16 protein-coding genes and 1 pseudogene are annotated in these 17,980 nt (G+C 74.1%); 5 read left to right on the top strand and 12 right to left on the bottom strand.

Annotated features, from left to right (window positions below; all coding sequences use genetic code 11):
- Positions 1 to 53: 53 nt before the first annotated feature.
- Both AB0N04_RS04080 and AB0N04_RS04085 read right to left on the bottom strand, forming a co-directional pair.
- Positions 54 to 1,382, bottom strand: coding sequence for an NAD(P)/FAD-dependent oxidoreductase (locus AB0N04_RS04080; RefSeq protein ID WP_360207546.1), 1,329 nt, complete (start codon positions 1,380 to 1,382; stop codon positions 54 to 56).
- 503 nt (positions 1,383 to 1,885) lie between these two features.
- Complete coding sequence (locus AB0N04_RS04085) at positions 1,886 to 2,791, bottom strand: TIGR01777 family oxidoreductase (protein ID WP_360207544.1); 906 nt, start codon at positions 2,789 to 2,791, stop codon at positions 1,886 to 1,888.
- Positions 2,792 to 2,863: 72 nt separating this feature from the next.
- Here AB0N04_RS04085 and AB0N04_RS04090 point away from each other — a divergent pair, with 72 nt between their 5' ends.
- Positions 2,864 to 3,367, top strand: coding sequence for a GNAT family N-acetyltransferase (locus AB0N04_RS04090; RefSeq protein ID WP_360207541.1), 504 nt, complete (start codon positions 2,864 to 2,866; stop codon positions 3,365 to 3,367).
- A 112-nt stretch (positions 3,368 to 3,479) separates the two neighbouring features.
- On the top strand, positions 3,480 to 4,538 hold the full coding sequence (locus AB0N04_RS04095; RefSeq protein WP_360207539.1) for a DUF2510 domain-containing protein: 1,059 nt from the start codon (positions 3,480 to 3,482) through the stop codon (positions 4,536 to 4,538).
- Positions 4,539 to 4,577: 39 nt separating this feature from the next.
- Here the strand turns inward: AB0N04_RS04095 and AB0N04_RS04100 are convergent, their stop codons facing one another.
- The 7 genes and pseudogenes from AB0N04_RS04100 to cobU all read right to left on the bottom strand — a co-directional run.
- On the bottom strand, positions 4,578 to 5,093 hold the full coding sequence (locus tag AB0N04_RS04100; protein WP_360207536.1) for a DUF4240 domain-containing protein: 516 nt from the start codon (positions 5,091 to 5,093) through the stop codon (positions 4,578 to 4,580).
- A gap of 199 nt (positions 5,094 to 5,292) precedes the next feature.
- Positions 5,293 to 7,068, bottom strand: coding sequence for a 2-oxoglutarate dehydrogenase, E2 component, dihydrolipoamide succinyltransferase (gene sucB / locus AB0N04_RS04105; protein ID WP_363363218.1), 1,776 nt, complete (start codon positions 7,066 to 7,068; stop codon positions 5,293 to 5,295).
- A 61-nt stretch (positions 7,069 to 7,129) separates the two neighbouring features.
- Positions 7,130 to 8,536: a dihydrolipoyl dehydrogenase gene (lpdA, locus tag AB0N04_RS04110; RefSeq protein ID WP_360207530.1), complete on the bottom strand. Its 1,407-nt coding sequence runs from the start codon at positions 8,534 to 8,536 to the stop codon at positions 7,130 to 7,132.
- Positions 8,537 to 8,918: 382 nt separating this feature from the next.
- A complete protein-coding gene (locus AB0N04_RS04115; protein ID WP_360207527.1) occupies positions 8,919 to 10,424 on the bottom strand; it encodes a leucyl aminopeptidase in 1,506 nt (501 codons plus the stop codon).
- A 257-nt stretch (positions 10,425 to 10,681) separates the two neighbouring features.
- Positions 10,682 to 11,461, bottom strand: a complete 780-nt coding sequence (locus AB0N04_RS04120; protein WP_360207524.1) for an adenosylcobinamide-GDP ribazoletransferase — start codon at positions 11,459 to 11,461, stop codon at positions 10,682 to 10,684.
- A 96-nt stretch (positions 11,462 to 11,557) separates the two neighbouring features.
- Positions 11,558 to 12,673: a nicotinate-nucleotide--dimethylbenzimidazole phosphoribosyltransferase gene (locus AB0N04_RS04125; RefSeq protein WP_360207521.1), complete on the bottom strand. Its 1,116-nt coding sequence runs from the start codon at positions 12,671 to 12,673 to the stop codon at positions 11,558 to 11,560.
- A 69-nt stretch (positions 12,674 to 12,742) separates the two neighbouring features.
- Positions 12,743 to 13,297: pseudogene (gene cobU / locus AB0N04_RS04130) on the bottom strand (bifunctional adenosylcobinamide kinase/adenosylcobinamide-phosphate guanylyltransferase); the annotation flags it as partial.
- A gap of 131 nt (positions 13,298 to 13,428) precedes the next feature.
- On the opposite strand from cobU, the gene AB0N04_RS04135 reads away from it, so the two are divergent.
- A complete protein-coding gene (locus AB0N04_RS04135; RefSeq protein WP_360207518.1) occupies positions 13,429 to 13,629 on the top strand; it encodes a hypothetical protein in 201 nt (66 codons plus the stop codon).
- Positions 13,630 to 13,646: 17 nt separating this feature from the next.
- Here AB0N04_RS04135 and AB0N04_RS04140 read toward each other — a convergent pair whose 3' ends face one another.
- Positions 13,647 to 14,345, bottom strand: coding sequence for a methyltransferase domain-containing protein (locus AB0N04_RS04140; RefSeq protein WP_360207691.1), 699 nt, complete (start codon positions 14,343 to 14,345; stop codon positions 13,647 to 13,649).
- Between the two features lie 197 nt (positions 14,346 to 14,542).
- Positions 14,543 to 15,139: a DUF3043 domain-containing protein gene (locus tag AB0N04_RS04145; protein ID WP_360207515.1), complete on the bottom strand. Its 597-nt coding sequence runs from the start codon at positions 15,137 to 15,139 to the stop codon at positions 14,543 to 14,545.
- A gap of 288 nt (positions 15,140 to 15,427) precedes the next feature.
- Between AB0N04_RS04145 and AB0N04_RS04150 the strand changes: the two genes are divergently transcribed.
- Together AB0N04_RS04150 and AB0N04_RS04155 are read left to right on the top strand one after the other, a co-directional pair.
- Positions 15,428 to 16,231, top strand: a complete 804-nt coding sequence (locus tag AB0N04_RS04150) for a PspA/IM30 family protein (RefSeq protein WP_360207513.1) — start codon at positions 15,428 to 15,430, stop codon at positions 16,229 to 16,231.
- 38 nt (positions 16,232 to 16,269) lie between these two features.
- Positions 16,270 to 16,563: a hypothetical protein gene (locus tag AB0N04_RS04155; protein WP_360207510.1), complete on the top strand. Its 294-nt coding sequence runs from the start codon at positions 16,270 to 16,272 to the stop codon at positions 16,561 to 16,563.
- A gap of 107 nt (positions 16,564 to 16,670) precedes the next feature.
- On the opposite strand, the gene nadA is transcribed toward AB0N04_RS04155, so the two are convergent.
- Complete coding sequence (gene nadA / locus AB0N04_RS04160; RefSeq protein ID WP_360207508.1) at positions 16,671 to 17,855, bottom strand: quinolinate synthase NadA; 1,185 nt, start codon at positions 17,853 to 17,855, stop codon at positions 16,671 to 16,673.
- Positions 17,856 to 17,980: the final 125 nt, after the last annotated feature.

Here is a 17,980-nt window from a genome sequence, read left to right on the forward strand (position 1 = left end):
GGCCGGGCCCCGGTCCGTCGTCGAACCCCGTCCGCGGGGCGGCCCCGGGGCCGTCAGGCCGCCGCGGCCTCCCGGGCGGAGGCCGGCACGCCGAGGTCGCGCAGCACCGCCTGCGCTGCCCGCCGGCCGGACACCAGTGCCCCCTGCACGCTACTGGTGTCCCGGTGGTCCCCGGCGACGTAGAGGCCGGCCAGCACCCGCACCGGGCGCCGGGGGTTGTGCGGCGGCGGCATCGCGGGCACGGCGTCCGGGACGTGCCGCACGCTCAGGAACTGCCAGCCCGTCGTCGGGGTGCCGTACAGCTCCGCGAGCCGGGCCCGGACCGCCGGTTCCAGCCCGGCCGGGCCGCCCGCGTCGAAGGACCGCCGGCCGAGCACGGTGGTGGCGATGAGCGCCTGCCCGGCCGGGGCGTACGAGGGGTGCAGCTCGCTGAGCACCAGCGAGTGCGAGACCAGCGGCGGCTGCCCGGCGGGCCGGTCGCCGTCGAGCAGCAGGACGGCCTCGCTCAGCGGGGCGCGGTCGGCCGCGTGGTAGAAGGTCGTGACGGGGTGGAAGTCCGGCAGCCGCAGCCCGGGCAGCAGGTCGGCGGCGGACCGCGCGTCGGTGGCGAGCACGACGGCCTGGGCGCCGATCCGCCCGTGGGTGAGGGTCTCCACGCCGTCGGCGGTGACCGAGGTGACCTGCACCCCGGTGCGCACGGTGCCGGCGGGCAGGGCGGCGGCCAGCTGGGCCGGCACGGCCGCGATCCCGTCGGCGGGCAGACAGAGCCGGCCGCGCGCGTAGGAGCGCAGCACCAGGTCGGCGATCCGGCTGCTGGTGCCGAGGGCCGGGTCGCTGAGCAGGGCGCTGAGCAGTGGCCGCAGGAAACCGTCGACGGTGCGCGGGGCGAGCCCGTGGCCGGTCAGCGCGCGGGCGGTGGTGGTCTCCGGGCGGGCCTGGAGCCTGCCGGCGGGGGTGGCGGCGAGCCGGCCGAGCCAGCTGCCGAGCCGGGCCTTGTCGAGCGTGGTGCCGAGCGGGGCCCGGGTGGCGGCCTGCCGGGCGGTGGTGAGCTGGGGGTCCCCGGTGCGGTGGCGGCGGCCGCCGCTGTGCACGAGTACGCCGGGCGCGAGCGGGCGCAGGTCGAGCCGGTCGAGGTCGAGCACGCGGCGTGGTTCGGGGAACGCGGTGTTCAGCAGGTGGCCGCCGTCGTCGAGCCGGAATCCGTCGAGCTCGCGGGTGGCCATCCGGCCCCCGATCCGGTCCGTGGCCTCGAGGACCTGGACGGTGAGGCCGTGGCCGGTGAGTGCGCGGGCGGCGGCCAGGCCCGCGAGTCCGGCGCCGACCACGACGACGTCCGGGTCGGACGGACGGCGGGCGCGGCGGGTGAAGTCGTACGTGGGCACGGGCGTGCTCCCTCCCTGGTCCCGGGGCTCCGGCCGACGCAGGCAGCGGGGTGCCGGGACACGGTCCGACGATGTGATGCCCAGTCGGTGTGAGCATCAGACAGACGCACCGGGCCCGATCCGAGGGCAGGGAGGGGTCGTGCGGCACCGGGCGGGGGCGCGGTCACGGACAGTGCGCCGTGACGGCCGGGTTCCGGGGTCGACGGGCGCGCACGGTCACCGGGGGCGTGCAACGCGCCCGGGGTGTGCTCCCGTGCGCCCCCTCCCGGAGCCCCGTCCGGCCTCAGCCCGGCATATGCCCCTGGCCAGGGTGGATGCCGTAGCCGGGGTACGCCGACGGGCCTACCGGCACGCGGCCGCCGACCCGTCGCACCGTGGCGGCGGAGCACCCGCCCCGCCACCGCCCGTCACACCGCCGAGCGCACCACCGCGGGCACCCGCCCGTCGGACCACTCGTCGACCGCCGGCCGCACCACACGGGCACCCGCCCGTCGGACCACTCGTCACACCGCCGAGCGCGCCACCGCGTCCACGTCCGGGTGCGCGAAGCGGAACCCGGCGTCCAGCAGCCGCCGCGGCACCACCCGGTGGCTGCCGACGACCTCGACCGCCAGCTCCCCGAGCACCACCCGGAGCACCGCCTCCGGCACCGGGAACGGAGTCGGGCGCCGCAGCGCCCGGCCGAGCGCGGCGGTCAGTTCGGCGTTGGTGGCGGGCTCGGGCGCGCTGAGGTTGACGGCGCCCGAGAGGTCGTCCCGGTCGATCAGGAAGCGCAGCGCGGCGACCTCGTCCTCCAGCGAGAGCAGGCTCCAGTACTGCCGGCCGTCGCCGAGCCGCCCGCCCAGGCCCATTCTGAACAGGGGGAGCAGGCGCGCACCGGCCCCGCCGGCGGCGGAGAGCACCATCCCGGTGCGCGGGTGCACCACGCGGATCCCGGCCCGTTCCGCGGGCCGGGCGGCCGCCTCCCACTCCACGCAGACCTCGGCGAGGAAGTCGTCGCCGGCGGGGGAGTCCTCGTCGATCACCCGGTCGCCGGTCTGCCCGTACCAGCCGACCGCGGAGGCGCTGACCAGGACCCGCGGCGGCTCCTTCAGCTCGGCCAGGGCGACGGCCAGCGTCTCGGTGCCGAGGACCCGGCTCTCCCGGATCTCCCGCTTGTAGGAGTCCGTCCAGCGGTGGTCGCCGACCCCGGCGCCGGCCAGGTGCACCACCGCGTCCGTTCCGGCCAGTCCGCCCCGCTCGACCTGGCCGAGCAGCGGGTTCCAGCCGATGGCCGTGCTGCCGTCGGGCTGCGGGCCCGTCCTGGACCGGCGCCGGACCAGCCGGACCACCTCGTGGCCGTCCGCCAGCAGGGAGCGGACGAGTGCCGAACCGATCAATCCCGTGGAGCCCGTGACAGCGATGCGCATGCGCCCATCCTTCCAGTCGTGCCGGCGGTTAACCGCTGTGACGTCCGGGCGCGTCTCACTAGCATGACGCGCATGCTCGACGACGAACTGATCATCCGCCCGGCCCGGCCCGAGGACGAGCGTGAACTCGCGGTCCTCAACCGGGCCGCGTGGTCCCCGCTGTCCGAGGTCGCCCCGCTGCCGCCCGAGGGGGACGGCGTCTTCGACGACCGGCACGCCCCGGAGCAGTTCCTGCTCGCCCTCCTGGGCGGCCGGATCGTCGGCTACGTCCGCCAGGTCCCGCCGACCCCGCTGGCCAGCAACCGGCACGTCCGCCAGATCCAGGGCCTCGCCGTCGACGGCGCGGTCCGCGGCCGGGGCGTCGGCCGTCGCCTGGTGGAGGCGGCCTGCGAGGCGGCCCGGGCGGACGGCGCGCGCCGGATGACCCTGCGGGTGCTCGGCTGGAACGTGCCGGCCCGCCGCCTCTACGAGAGCTGCGGCTTCGTCGTCGAGGGCTCGCTGGCCGAGGAGTTCCTGATCGACGGGTCCTACGTGGACGACGTATGGATGGCTCGCCGGCTCGTCGACCGAACCTGACCGAGCACCGCCAACGGCCGCACCTGACGGCCCGTCAGTCGCGCCCGGGTGGTGCAGAGTCGTGACCAAAGCGCCCTGTCTGGACCGCCGCCGTGCCGGGTACCGTACGGCCGTGAGCAACTCGACGCCCCCCGGGTGGTACCCGGTCTCCGGTGCGGACGGCACCGCCGGTCACGAGCGCTGGTGGGACGGCAACGCCTGGACCAGTGAGGTGCGCCCGCTGCAGGGCGGCGCCGCCGGGGTGGCCGACGCCCCCACCCAGGGCTGGAAGCCCTCCGCGCAGCAGCCCGGTTACGGCTACGGCGGCCCGCAGGACACCCCCGGCTACGGCTACCCGGGCAGCGCCCCGGCCCCGGGCTACGGCTACCCCGGCCAGGACGGTCAGGGCGGATCGCCCGCCCAGGGCGTGGGCTACGGCTACGGCTACCCGGCGCAGCCCGCGCCCGGCCGGGTCAGGCCCGGCGTGCTCGTCGGCATCGGCCTCGGGGTGCTGGCCGTGGGCGGGATCATCGCCGGGATCGTGCTCAACAGCGGCGGCTCCCCGCAGGCGGACCCGACTCCGGTCCCGACGGTCACCATCACCCAGGGCTCCAGCCCCTCCCCGAGCCCGACCGCGAGCGCGCCCACCGTCACCCCGACGCTGCCCACGCCGAAGCCGGCCCCGGCCGTGAAGTCCACCGTCCCGGACGCGCAGCACGCGATCACCGTCCCGGTGCTCGACGGCTGGGACGCCGGGACGGACTCCACCCACTCCACGGTCTTCCTCGGCACCGGCCGCTACACCTGCGCGGACGGCAACTCCTGCATCCGCGGGCAGTTCTCGGTCGAGAAGGACACCGTCCAGGGCGCCACCGCCAAGGCGGCGGCCGAGGCGACGATGCCCACCTACGCCGGGCAGATCTTCACCGGGATCACCTCGCACACCGACTCCGGCTCCGGCTACGCCACCGTCGCGGGCGTCTTCGGCTACGCCGTGCGCTGGCACGTCCGCACCTCGGACGGCACCCAGGGCTACGTCCTGCTGGCCGCGGTGCCGGCCAAGGGAGGCGGCTTCGTGGTCTTCCAGGGCGGCGTGGACGACGACCCGAAGGCGCCCGACGCCTCCGTGCTGGACCAGATCCTCAAGGGGATCCAGCAGGACGGCACGTCGGGCGGCGGCAGCACCACCTGATCCGGGGCCGGCGCCCGGATCGGGTGCCCGGGCGAGGGGTCAGTCGCCGTAGCGCTCCCAGAGCTTGGGGAACCGCTTCGCCATGACGTCGGGGTCGTCGAAGTCCAGCGACGCCCCCGAGGGCCGGCCGGCCTGCCGCCCGCCCACCTCGGGCAGCGGCAGCCCGGTGAGCTGCTCGTACGCCTCGTCGGCGGCGAAGCCGAGGTCCTCGGCCTCGCCGTCCTCCTCCTCGTCGAACTCGGGCAGCAGGTCCGCCAGGTCGTCCGGTTCGGCCAGCCCGCCCTCGAAGACGTCCCGGCCCTGGCCGATCAGCCAGCAGCGGAAGAAGTCGAAGGTGTCCTCGGAGGCGCCGTCCAGCAGCAGGTAGGCCGCGCCCCACAGGTCGGAGCGGTAGGCGCGCTGGAACCGGGCCTCGAACAGCCGGGCGAAGTCGATGACGTCGTCCGGGGTCAGTTGGACCAGCCGTTCCACCAGGCGGTCGGCCTGATCGTCCGGGTCGCCGTCGGCGGCCTCCCGGGTCTCGTCGATGATCTGCCAGAAGTCGGTCTCGTCCATCACCGCTCAAGCATCCCCGTTCGCCCGCCCCGGCGCATGCCATGGCCCGGCGAAACGCTGGGCGATCCTCCCGGGAGTGACGTGACCGCCCCCGCCCGACCGCTCGCCGCCGCGACCGCCCCCCTCCGGGAACGGCGGAACCCCGCACCGTCCGGGGACGGTGCGGGGTTCCGCGGGGTCGGAGCGACCGGGGAGCGCCTTACAGGCCGAGCTCGACCTCGAACTCGCCGGCCTCCAGGATCTCCTTGACCGCGACCAGGTAGCGGGCGGCGTCGGCGCCGTCCACCAGGCGGTGGTCGTAGGAGAGCGACAGGTAGGTCATGTCGCGGATGCCGATGGCGGTGCCGCCGTCGGCCTCGATGACGACCGGGCGCTTGACGGTGGCGCCGATGCCCAGGATGGCGGCCTGGTTCGGCGGCACGATCACGGTGTCGAACAGGGCACCGCGCGAGCCGGTGTTGCTGATCGTGAAGGTGGCACCGGACAGCTCGTCCGGGGTGATCTTGCTGTCGCGGACCTTGGCGGCCAGCTCGGCGGTCTTCTTCGAGATGCCGGCGATGTTGAGGTCGCCCGCACCCTTGATGACCGGGGTCATCAGACCCTTCTCGGAGTCCACCGCGATACCGATGTTCTCGGTGTCGAAGTAGGTGATGGTGCCCTCGGCGTCGTTGATCCGGGCGTTGACGACCGCGTGGGCCTTCAGCGCCTGGGCGGCGGCCTTGACGAAGAACGGCATCGGGGACAGCTTCACGCCCTCGCGGGCGAGGAAGGAGTCCTTGGCACGGCCGCGCAGCGCCATGATCTTGGTGACGTCCACCTCGACCACGCTGGTGAGCTGGGCCTGCTCGTGCAGGGCCTTCATCATGTTGTCGCCGATGACCTTGCGCATGCGGGTCATCTTGACCGTCTGGCCGCGCAGGGCGGACGGCGCGGCGGCGGCCTTCGGCGCGGCAGCGGCCGGAGCGGCGGCGGCGACCGGGGCCGGAGCGGCCTTGGCGGCCTCCGCGGCGGCGATGACGTCCTGCTTGCGGATGCGGCCGCCGACACCGGTGCCGGTGACGGAGGTCAGCGCGATGCCGTACTCGGCGGCGAGCTTGCGCACCAGCGGGGTGACGTAGGCGTCACCGGCATCGGCCACCGGGGCGGCCGGAGCGGCGGCGACCGGGGCCGGAGCGGCCACGGGAGCGGCCGGGGCAGCCGGAGCCGGGGCGGCCACGGGGGCGGCCGGGGCGACGGGGGCCGGGGCAGCGGCGACCGGGGCCGGAGCGGCCGGGGCAGCCGGAGCCGGGGCGGCCACGGGAGCCGGAGCGGCCACCGGGGCCGGGGCCGGAGCGGCGGCGACGGCGCCGGCGGCACCGATCAGCGCGAGCTGGGCGCCGACCTCGGCGGTCTCGTCCTCGCCGACCAGGATCTTCACGACGACACCGGCGACGGGCGACGGGATCTCGGTGTCGACCTTGTCGGTGGAGACCTCGAGCAGCGGCTCGTCGACCTCGACCGTCTCACCCTCGGCCTTCAGCCAGCGGGTGACGGTGCCCTCGGTGACGGACTCGCCCAGGGCGGGGAGCAGCACCGGGGTGGCGTCGCCGGCCGGGGCGGCCGGGGCGGCCGGCGCCTCGGCGACCGGAGCCGGAGCGGCGGCCGGGGCCTCGGCGGCCGGGGCCTCGGCGACCGGGGCCGGGGCGGCGACGGGCGCGGCCTCGGCGACCGGGGCGGCGACGGGGGCCGGCGCACCGGAGCCGTCGTCGATGATCGCCAGCTCGGCGCCGACCTCGACGGTCTCGTCCTCGGCGACCTTGATCGAGGCCAGGATGCCGGAGGCCGGCGCCGGGATCTCGGTGTCGACCTTGTCGGTGGAGACCTCGAGCAGCGGCTCGTCGACCTCGACACGCTCACCCTCGGCCTTCAGCCAACGGGTGACGGTGCCCTCGGAAACGCTCTCGCCCAGCGCGGGCAGTGTTACTGAGACCGCCATGGTTTCAGCGACTCCTATCAAGTCTTGCGTACTGGAAATGGGGTGTGGGGGCGGGGCGTGATCAGTCGTGCGCGTGCAGCGCCTTGCCGGCCAGCGCCAGGTGCGCCTCGCCCAGGGCCTCGGACTGGGTCGGGTGCGCGTGGATGAGCTGCGCGACCTCGGCCGGCAGCGCCTCCCAGTTGTAGATCAGCTGAGCCTCGCCGACCTGCTCGCCCATGCGGGCGCCGACCATGTGGACGCCGACCACGGCGCCGTCCTTGACCTGGACGAGCTTGATCTCGCCGGCGGTCTTCAGGATCTTGCTCTTGCCGTTGCCGGCCAGGTTGTACTTGAGCGTGACGACCTTCTCCTTGCCGTACAGCTCGACGGCCTTGGCCTCCGAGATGCCGACGGAGGCGACCTCGGGGTTGGAGTAGGTCACGCGCGGGACGCCGTCGTAGTCGATCGGCACCGGCTTGAGGCCGGCCAGGCGCTCGGCGACCAGGATGCCCTCGGCGAAGCCGACGTGGGCCAGCTGCAGGGTCGGGGCGAGGTCGCCGACGGCCGAGATGGTGGGCACGTTGGTGCGCATGTACTCGTCGACCAGGACGTAGCCGCGGTCCATCGCGACGCCGTTCTCCTCGTAGCCGAGGCCGGCCGAGACCGGGCCGCGGCCGATGGCCACGAGCAGCAGGTCGGCGTCGATCTGCTTGCCGTTCTCGGTGGAGACGCGGACACCGGTCTCGGTGTACTCGACGCCGGAGAAGCGGGCCTTCAGCTCGAACTTGATGCCGCGCTTGCGGAACGCGCGCTCCAGCAGCTTGGAGGAGTTCTCGTCCTCCAGCGGGACGAGGTGCGGCAGCGCCTCGACGATGGTGACCTCGACGCCGAAGGACTTCCAGACCGAGGCGAACTCGACGCCGATCACGCCGCCGCCGAGGATGACGGCCGACTTCGGGATGCGGTCGAGCTTGAGGGCGTGGTCGGAGGAGATCACGCGGTTTCCGTCGATCTCCAGGCCCGGGATCGAGCGCGGGACGGAGCCGGTGGCGAGGACGATGTGGCGGCCCTCGATGCGCTGGCCGTTGACGTCCACCGAGGTCTGCGAGGAGAGCTTGCCCTCGCCCTGGACGAAGGTGACCTTGCGGGAGGCGACCAGGCCCTGCAGGCCCTTGTACAGGCCGGCGATGACGTCGTCCTTGTACTTGTGGACGCCGTTGATGTCGATGCCCTGGAAGGTGGCCAGCACGCCGAACTCGGCGGCCTCCTTCGTCTCGTCCGCGATCTCGGCGGCGTGCAGCAGCGCCTTGGTCGGGATGCAGCCGCGGTGCAGGCAGGTGCCGCCCAGCTCACCCTTCTCGACCAGGGCGACACTCAGGCCCAGCTGAGCGGCGCGGAGCGCCGCGGCGTAACCGCCGCTTCCGCCTCCGAGAATGACTACGTCGAAAACGGTGCTGGCGTCGTTCGCCACGTCACGTCCTCCATGCAATGGGGTGGGTCGCCGGGCCGGTCGCGGTCCGGTGGGTCGGAAGCCTTTGTGGGGCGCCCAGTCGTGCCGGAAATACATCTTCGCACTTGTTCGCGGTGGCTGATGTCCGGGTCCACCCCAGGGGTGTCCCACGGAGTGGTCACCGGGGCGGGAACACCCCCGACGGAAGGGCATCGTTGCAGCTCAACGGGGGGTTGACAGCTGCTTTCCGGGAGTTGTCGAGCTCCCCTGCGGCAGCCTCTTCCGCAGTGTGGAACAAAGTTTCGCCCGCAGCGAACAGGGGTGCGGGGCGGTCCCCGCGTCTACTCGCAGGTAACCGGCCCGGGAACGTCGACGGGGGCCCGGCGCGGACGCGCCGGACCCCCGTGGAGCGGGTGGCCGATCAGGCCTTGGCGCCCGCCGCGGTCTGCTCGGCGTAGCGGACCAGGGTGCGCACCGCGCTCGCGGTGCCGCCCTTCGGGGTGTAGCCGAACGGCGCGGTCTCGTGGAAGGCCGGACCGGCGATGTCCAGGTGCGCCCAGTCGGTGCCCTCGGCGACGAACTCCTGCAGGAACAGGCCGGCCACCAGGCCGCCGCCCATCCGCTCGCCCATGTTGGCCAGGTCGGCGATGGTCGACTCGGTCATGCCCTTGCGCAGGTCGGCCGGCAGCGGCATCGGCCAGGACTGCTCGCCCGCCTCGCCCGCGATGGTGTGCAGGTTCTCGCGCAGCTCGGCGTTGTTGGACATCACGGCGAAGGTGCGGTGGCCCAGGGCCAGCACCATCGCGCCGGTCAGGGTCGCCACGTCGACGATGACGTCCGGGTTCTCCTCGCCGGCCCGCACGATCGCGTCGGCCAGCACCAGGCGGCCCTCGGCGTCGGTGTTCAGGACCTCGACGGTCTTGCCGCCGTACATCCGCAGCACGTCGCCCGGGCGGGTGGCGGAGCCGGACGGCATGTTCTCGGCCAGCGCCAGCCAGGCGGTCACGTTGACGACCAGGCCCAGGCGCTTGGCGGCCACCACGGCGGCGAACACGGCGGCGGCGCCGGCCATGTCGCACTTCATGGTCTCGTTGTGGCCGGCCGGCTTCAGCGAGATGCCGCCCGAGTCGTAGGTGATGCCCTTGCCGACGAACGCCAGCGAGGCCTTCGCCTTCGGGTGGGTGTACGCCACCTTCACCAGCCGCGGCGGGTTGGCGGAGCCGCCGCCGACGCCCAGCAGGCCGCCGAAGCCGCCCTTGAGCAGCGCCTTCTCGTCCAGCACCTCGACCTTGAGGCCGTGCTCCTTGCCGGCCGCCTGGGCGATCGCGGCGAAGCTCTTCGGGTTCAGGTCGTTCGGCGCGGTGTTGACCAGGTCGCGGGCCCGGTTCATCTCCTCGCCGACCACGGCGGCGCGCTCCACGGCGGCCTTGGCGTCCTTGCTGCCCTTGCGGGCGGTCAGCACGACCAGCTCGCCGACCGGCTCCTTGCCGTTGCCGTTGCCCTTGTAGGCGCCGAAGGCGTACGAGCCGAGCAGACCGCCGAGCGCGACCGCCTCGACGTCGTCCGCGGACTCCACGGGCAGGGCCAGGGCGACCTTCTTGGCGCCGGCCAGGGTGCGGGCGGCGACACCGGCCGCGCGGCGCAGGGTCTCCGCCTGGTAGCCGTCCTCGGCGGCCTCGCCGAGACCGACCGCGAGCACGAGCGCGGCCTTCAGGCCGGCGGCGGAGGGAACCTTGACGGCCTCGCCCTCGGCGCCGGTCGCGCCCAGGGTGCCGAGGACCTCGGCCAGCTTGCCCTCGAACGCCTCGTTCACGGCCTCGGCGCCGGGGGCCAGCGCGATGCCCTTGGGGCCCTTCGCGACACCGACCACCAGCGCGTCCGCGCGCAGCGAGGCGGCGGAGGAGGTGCTCACAGACAATGCAGTCACGTAATGCGTCCTGTTCTTTCGCGGTCCACGGCCGGTCGCGGCCTGACTGCCGCACCGGCGCAGCCAGCCGTCGCGGGCCGGTCCGCCGGCGCGAGCCGGGTCCGGGCCCCCTGGCGCGCGCGGCCGCCCGCGGCGGGCGCGCACACCAGAGGCCCCGGCTCCTCGGTGAACGCCGGGCGGGCAGGACCTGCCACGGTGCAGGGCTGCGGTGCTCCCCGCATGGTAGTCCGCATGGTGGGATCACGCGCCGCCCGGTGTCAGCCCAGCAACGCCAAGGCGAACAGCGTCCCGGTCGCGGCGGTTTCCGCCATCGCTCCGAGCACGTCCCCGGTGATCCCGCCGAACCGCCGCACACACCGTCCCAGCAGCAGCCATGCGCAGCCGACGCCGAGCACAACGGACGCGGGGAGGCGAAGGGCTGACGATCCGTCGAACGTTCCGAGCGCGGCCAGCACCAGCGCCGCGGCGGTCGTCCCCAGCGCCGCGCCGGCGGGCGGGACGGTCCCCGCCACCATCGCGCCCAGCCCGCCCGGCCGGGCGGGCGGCACCGACCGCAGGCACCCCCAGGCGAGCGCGCAGCGCGCGGCCACCGCCGAGGCCAGCACCGCGAGGGCCCCGCGCGGGAGGGACTCCGCGAACTGCCCGGCCAGCGCGGCGACCTGCGCGAGCAGCACGAGCAGTAGGGTCAGCACGCCGAACGGGCCGATGTCGGACTGCTTCATGATGCGCAGCGCGTCCTCGGCCGGCTTCCCGCTGCCCAGGCCGTCCGCGACGTCCGCCAGCCCGTCCAGGTGCAGCCCCCGGGTCAGCGCGGCCAGCACACCCACCGCGGTGACCGCGCCGAGCGCTCCGCCGGCCCGCCAGGCCACCAGGGCCCCCGCCCCGGCGGCCAGCGCCCCGAGCACCAGGCCCACCAGCGGGGCGGCCGTCATCGCCCGCCCGCCGGCGGCGCGGTCCCACCGCTCCACCCGGACCCGGAGCACCGACAACGTCCCGAAGGCGAACCGCAAGCCCTCGGCCCAACTGGCGCCCTGCACGGCGTGTTTCCCTTCGACCGGAAGCGCCCCGGCCGGGGTGCCGGGGCTGGCCCTCCCCGGCCCCGGACGGGGCGCTGGTGATCCCTGGCGGCGCGGCTACAGCCGGCGCAGCAGGTCAGCCGCCGACGGCAGCTTCGGCTGCTCCTTCGGCCCCGCGGGGACGAACGCCTTCGGCGCCTCGTCCGCGAGCGCGTCGCCCGCGGCCTGCAGCAGCGGCAGGGCCAGCAGCGCGCCGACGCCCTCGCCGAGGGTGATCCCCTGGTCCTGCAGCGGCGTCAGGGTGAGCCGGTCGTAGGCCTTGGCCTGGGCCGGCTCGCCGCTGGACTGCCCGGCGCGCCACCACTCCGGGGCGCGGAAGGCGATCCGCTGGGCGACCAGGGCGCAGGCGGCCGAGACGACGCCGTCCAGCACCACCGGCAGCTGCCGGACCGCGGCCTGCAGCAGGAAGCCGGTGATCGCGGCGAAGTCGGCGCCGCCGGTGGCGCCGAGCAGGGCCAGCTGGTCGCCGAGCACCGGCCGGGCCCGCCGCAGCGAGTCGCGGACGGTGGCGCACTTGACCATCCAGACCCGGTCGTCGATGCCCGAGCCGCGCCCGGTGACCGCGGCCGCGTCCGTCCCGCACAGGGCGCCGACCAGCACGGCGGCGACGGTGGTCGCGCCGACCCCGAGGTCGCCGAGCAGCACCAGGTCGGTGCCGGCGTCGGCCTCCTCGTCGGCGACGGCCATGCCGGCCCGGAAGGCCCGTGCCGTCTCCTCGGGGGTGAGCGCGTCCTCGACGTCGATCCGGCCGGAGCCGCGCCGGATCCGGTGGGTGACCACCTCGTCGGGGAAGTCGGCGGGGTCGGCGTCCACCGCGACGTCGACGACCCGCACCTCGGCGCCGTAGCGCCGGGCCAGCCGGGCCACCGGCGCGGTGCCGTCCAGCACCGCGCGGACCCGGGCGGCGGTGCCGCCCTCGGCGGGCAGCCGGGAGACGCCGAGCGCGGCGACGCCGTGGTCGGCGGCGAACAGCAGCACCTTGGGGGCCGACACCGGCCGCACCGGGGAGCGCCCCTGCACGGACGACAGCCAGCTGCCCAGTTCCTCGAGCCTGCCCAGGCCGCCGCGCGGCCGGCCGGCCTCCTGCCAGCGTTCCTCGGCGGCCCTGCGGGCGCTCTCGTCGGGGCGCTCGACGAGCGAGGAGAACGTATCGAGATCCACGGTCGTGTCCATCGTCCGGAAGGCTACACGCCGCGGATGTTCGGGCCGAGGCTGGCGTGCGATGCCGTCGGCCGGGGGCGCTCAGCGCACCGGTCGCTCGTCCTTGATCGCCATCACCTGTCCGGCCACGACCAGCAGAACCCGCTCCGAGCCGTCCGCCACGGCCATGTTGAGCCGGCCCAGGGTGTCGCGGAATCGCCGGCCGGCCGCGGTCGCCGGGACGACGCCCATCCCGACCTCGTTGCTCACCGCGACGACGGAGCGCGCGGTGGCCGCCCAGGCGCGCGCCAGCCCCTCGCACCGCCGCTGCACCGCGGCCTCGCCGCCGTCCGCCCACACCCGGTCGTCCCAGGCGCCGCACTCGTCCATCACGGCGGTCAGCCACAGGGCGAGGCAGTCGATCAGCACCGGCGCCGGGTCGGCGGAGTCGGCCAGCACGGCCTCCAGGTCGCAGGTCTCGGCGGTGCGCCAGCCGGACGGCCGCCGCTCGCGGTGCAGTTCGACCCGCTGGGCCCACTCGGCGTCGCCGTCCCGGGTGCCGCCGGTGGCGACGTACAGGACGTCGGGGCGGTCGGCGAGCAGCTGCTCGGCCCGGGTGGACTTGCCGGACCGGGCACCGCCGAGCAGCAGGGTGCGGGGGAGTGCGGGGTGGGTCGCCATGGTGCTCATCCTGCCCGACGAGGCATACGGAAGATCGGGCCGGGCAGGCTAAGGTGCGCAGCACACAGGGCAGTGCACAGGCAGCGTCGTCAGTGGGAGGAGCCAGCATGGTCTGGACGTGGCGGTACGAGAAGGCGGACGGCACCGTGGTGGCGCCCGACGGCGGCCAGGAGGAGTTCGCCGGCCAGGGGGACGCCGAGACGTGGATCGGGGAGAGCTGGAAGCAGCTCGCCGAGGGCGGCGTCGACACGGCCGTCCTGCTCGACGACGACCGGGTGATCTACTCGATGAGCCTGCACGAGGCGTAACCCGCGCCGGGCGGGGCCTACTTGGCCCCGACCACGTGCAGCAGCGCGGCGACCTGCCGGTACGGGTCGGTGCGTCCGGCCCGGTACTCGGCCTCCAGCAGCTGCGCCAGTTGCCGGCCGTCCACGGGCGGGGCGGTGTCCTCGGGCGCGGTGTCGGTGAAGACCCGCACGCCGTACCAGTGCTTCAGCGGCACCGACACCTCGGAGAGCGTGACGGTGACGTCGGCGAGCCGGTCGGCGCGGGCGGCCAGGCCGAGCCGGTTGTAGTACCGGTCGGTCTCGAAGGCGTCCAGTGCGGCCCGCCAGTCCCCGGCGGCGGCGGGCCGCAGGGCGAGCGCGTCGCGGTTGCGGACCAGCAGCGAGAGCAGCCCGCCGGGCGCCAGCAGGCGGGCCAGCGAGGCGATCATCGGATCCGGGTCGGGCAGGTACATCAGCACGCCGTGGCAGAGCACGACGTCGAAGCTGCGCGGGCCGAACCAGCGCCCGCACTGGTGGGCGTCGCCGCTGAGCAGCTGAAGCCGCCCGCGGACCTCCGCCGGCTCCTCGGCGAGCGCCCCCTGGGCGACGCCGAGCGCGACCGGGTCGGAGTCGATGCCGGTGACGTAGTGGCCGGCCCGGGCCAGGCGCAGCGCCTGGGTGCCCTGGCCGCAGCCGATGTCGAGGACGCGCTGCGCGGTGCGGCCGGTCAGCTGTTCGGCGAGCTGCCGGGAGACCAGCTCCTGGCTGACGAAGTCGCGCAGGCCGCCGTGGCGTTCCAGCCAGGCACCGGTGCCGCCGGCGAAGGAGCCGCTGCGGGAGGGCAGCCGGCGCTCCTGGATCCGGTCGTGCCCGCCGTCGCCCTGCCCCGGCAACGCGTACAGGCCGGGCCCCTCCCAGGAGGGCGGGGCCCAGCCGTAGTCCACCGGTTCGGCGGTCAGGGCTTCTCCCCGCGACGCACCTGCGGCTTGGGCAGTCGCAGCCGGCGCATCTGCAGGATGCGCATCAGGCCGTAGGCGACGGCGCCGCGGGTGTTCTGGCCGGCGAAGCGCTCGGCGAGCTGCTTGCGCAGACCGAAGCCGAGCCGGACGAAGTCCAGGATCACCAGCACGAAGAACAGCAGGAACAGCACCGTGGACAGCAGCTGGAGGGTCGGCACCTTGACGATGCTGAGCACCAGGATGACCACGGCGGCCGGGAGGAAGAACTCGGCGAGCGACCAGCGGGCGTCCACGAAGTCGCGGGCGAACTTGCGCACCGGGCCCTTGTCACGGGCCGGGAGGTGGCGCTCGTCGCCCTCCAGCAGCGCGGTGCGCTGCTTCTCGCGCTCGGTGCGCATCCGGTCACGGGCCTGGCGGGCGGCCTCCTTGCGGTCCTTGGGCACCGTCACCCGGGTACGCCGGTTGGCCTCGGCCTCGTTGCGCTTGGGGGTGGGGCGCCCCTTCTTGGCCTCGGGGTGGCGGGCCTGGGTCGTCTCGTCCTGCTCCAGCACGGCGGCGGAGGCAGCGGCATCATCTGAACGGCGTCGGAACACACCACCAGCGTACGGGGTGCGGCGCGGCTTCCACGGGTGCCCTCGGACCCAAACGCATATCGATCGTCGCCGCCGGGGCCTCCCGACCCTTCCCGTAGGGGATCGATCGGATGGACCATGGAGGGGATGAGAGGCGGATCCACCCCGGGGAGGAGGAACTACCACTTGCCGCTGTAGCAGTCTTGTAGCAGGCAGGTGCACTGCGGCGACGGGCTCGCTGCACATACACTCGTCGTGTCTGGTACCGAGATAGAGACCGCAGGCCGGAGAAGGGGGCACCCGAGGCCCATGAGCGACGGAATCATGAAGCGTATGGGGCTGATCTTCCGCTCCAAGGCGAACAAGGCCTTGGACCGGGCGGAGGATCCCCGTGAGACGCTCGACTACTCCTACCAGAAGCAGCTCGAACTGCTGCAGAAGGTACGGCGTGGCGTCGCGGACGTCGCGACCTCGCGCAAGCGCCTGGAACTCCAGCTGACCCAGCTCCAGCAGCAGTCCGCGAAGTACGAGGACCAGGGCCGCAAGGCGCTGTCCCTCGGCCGCGAGGACCTCGCGCGCGAGGCGCTGACCCGCCGGGCCAACATGCAGTCCCAGATCACCGACCTGGAGACGCAGTACCAGGCCCTGCAGGCCGAGGAGGAGAAGCTCACGCTCGCCTCCCAGCGGCTGCAGGCCAAGGTGGACGCCTTCCGCACCAAGAAGGAGACCATCAAGGCGACCTACACCGCGGCGCAGGCGCAGACCCGCATCGCCGAGTCCTTCTCCGGGATCTCGGAGGAGATGGGCGACGTCGGCCTGGCCATCCAGCGGGCCGAGGACAAGACCGCGCAGATGCAGGCCCGCGCCGGTGCGATCGACGAGCTGCTGGCGTCCGGCGCGCTCGACGACGCGAGCGGCCTCGGCCGCAAGGACGACATCGAGGCGGAGCTGGAGCGGGTGGCCGGCGGCACCGACGTCGAGCTGGAGCTGGCCCGGATGAAGGCCGAGCTGGCGGGCCCGTCCTCCGGTCCGGCCGCGATCGAGCAGGGCCGTCCGCAGCAGCCGGAGGCCCACCCGCAGCAGGACACCCCGCGCATCAACTACAACAAGTGATCTGAGCTCCACCCCCACGAAGCAGGGAGACGCACGGCATGATCATGAGGGTCATGGGTGAGGGGCAGTACGAGGTGGGCGACGCCCACCTGGACCTGCTCAACGAGCTCGACGCCGAGCTCGTCACCGCAGTGGAGTCGGGGGACGAGGAGCTCTTCCGCCGGGCGTACGGCAAGCTGCTGGAGGCGGTGAAGCGGTTCGGCACCCCGGTGCCGCTGGACTCGCTGGAGCCGTCCGAGCTGATCCTGCCGAGCGCCGAGGCGACGATCCACGAGGTCCGCGAACTGCTGATGGCCGACGGCGAGGGCGTGATCCCGGGCTACCCCGAGTAGCCTCGCCGCAGGTCCGGTGCCAGACGAAAGGGCGGGCCCCCTCCGTTGGGAGGGGGCCCGCCCTTCGCGTGCGCCCGGCGGCCCGCTCCCCGCGGGCCGCCGGCCGGCTACGGCAGGGCCAGCATGCGGTCCAGCGCGGCCTTGGCGTACTTCTCGGTCTCCGGGTCGACGGTGATCACGTTCGGCACCCGGCCCTCGACCAGCGACTCCAGCGCCCAGACGAGGTGCGGCAGGTCGATCCGGTTCATGGTGGAGCAGAAGCAGACCGTCCGGTCCAGGAAGACGACCTCCTTGTCCGGGTGCGCCTTGGCGAGGCGGCGGACGAGGTTCAGCTCGGTGCCGATGGCCCACTTGGAGCCGGGCTCGGCGGCGTCCAGGGCCTTGATGATGTACTCGGTCGAGCCCACCATGTCGGCGGCCTCGACGACCTCGTGCCGGCACTCGGGGTGGACCAGCACGGTGACGCCGGGGATCCGCTCGCGCACGTCGTTCACGGAGTCCAGGTTGAACCGGCCGTGCACCGAGCAGTGGCCGCGCCAGAGGATCATCTTGGCGTTGCGCAGCTGCTCGACGGTCAGGCCGCCGTTGGGCTTGTGCGGGTTGTACAGGACGCAGTCGTCCAGCGAGAGGCCCATCTCGCGCACCGCGGTGTTGCGGCCCAGGTGCTGGTCGGGCAGGAAGAGCACCTTCTGGCCCTGCTCGAAGGCCCACTCCAGGGCGCGCCGGGCGTTGGAGGAGGTGCAGATGGTGCCGCCGTGCCGGCCGGTGAAGGCCTTGATGTCGGCGGAGGAGTTCATGTACGAGACCGGGACGGTCACGTCGGCTATGCCGGCGTCGGTGAGCACGTCCCAGCACTCGGCGACCTGCTCGGCGGTGGCCATGTCGGCCATCGAACAGCCGGCCGCGAGGTCCGGCAGGACGACCTGCTGGGCCTCGGTGGTGAGGATGTCCGCGGACTCGGCCATGAAGTGCACGCCGCAGAAGACGATGTACTCGGCTTCCGGGCGGGCCGCGGCGTCGCGCGCGAGCTTGAAGGAGTCGCCGGTGACGTCGGCGAACTCGATCACCTCGTCGCGCTGGTAGTGGTGGCCGAGGATGAAGACGCGGTCGCCGAGCGCGGCCTTGGCCGCGCGGGCGCGCTCGACGAGGTTCGGGTCGGAGGCCGGGGGGAGGTCGCCGGGGCAGTCGACGCCGCGCTCGCTGTTCGGGTCGGCCTCACGGCCGAGCAGCAGCAGAGCGAGCGGCGTCGGAGCGGGGTCGACGCCGTGGGTCTCGGTGATGGTGGTGGTCACGGGCGGGTGCCCTTCTGTGCGGCCGATCAAGCGGTGAAGCCTTTTCGTCTATCTGACACTATCTATGATAACCGGTTAGCGTCAGAGTGACGATGGCCATCCTGTCGATGTGACGAGAACCGCTC

It is taken from the genome of Kitasatospora sp. NPDC051702 (genome assembly GCF_040681575.1).
Classification (GTDB): Bacteria; Actinomycetota; Actinomycetes; order Streptomycetales; family Streptomycetaceae; genus Kitasatospora.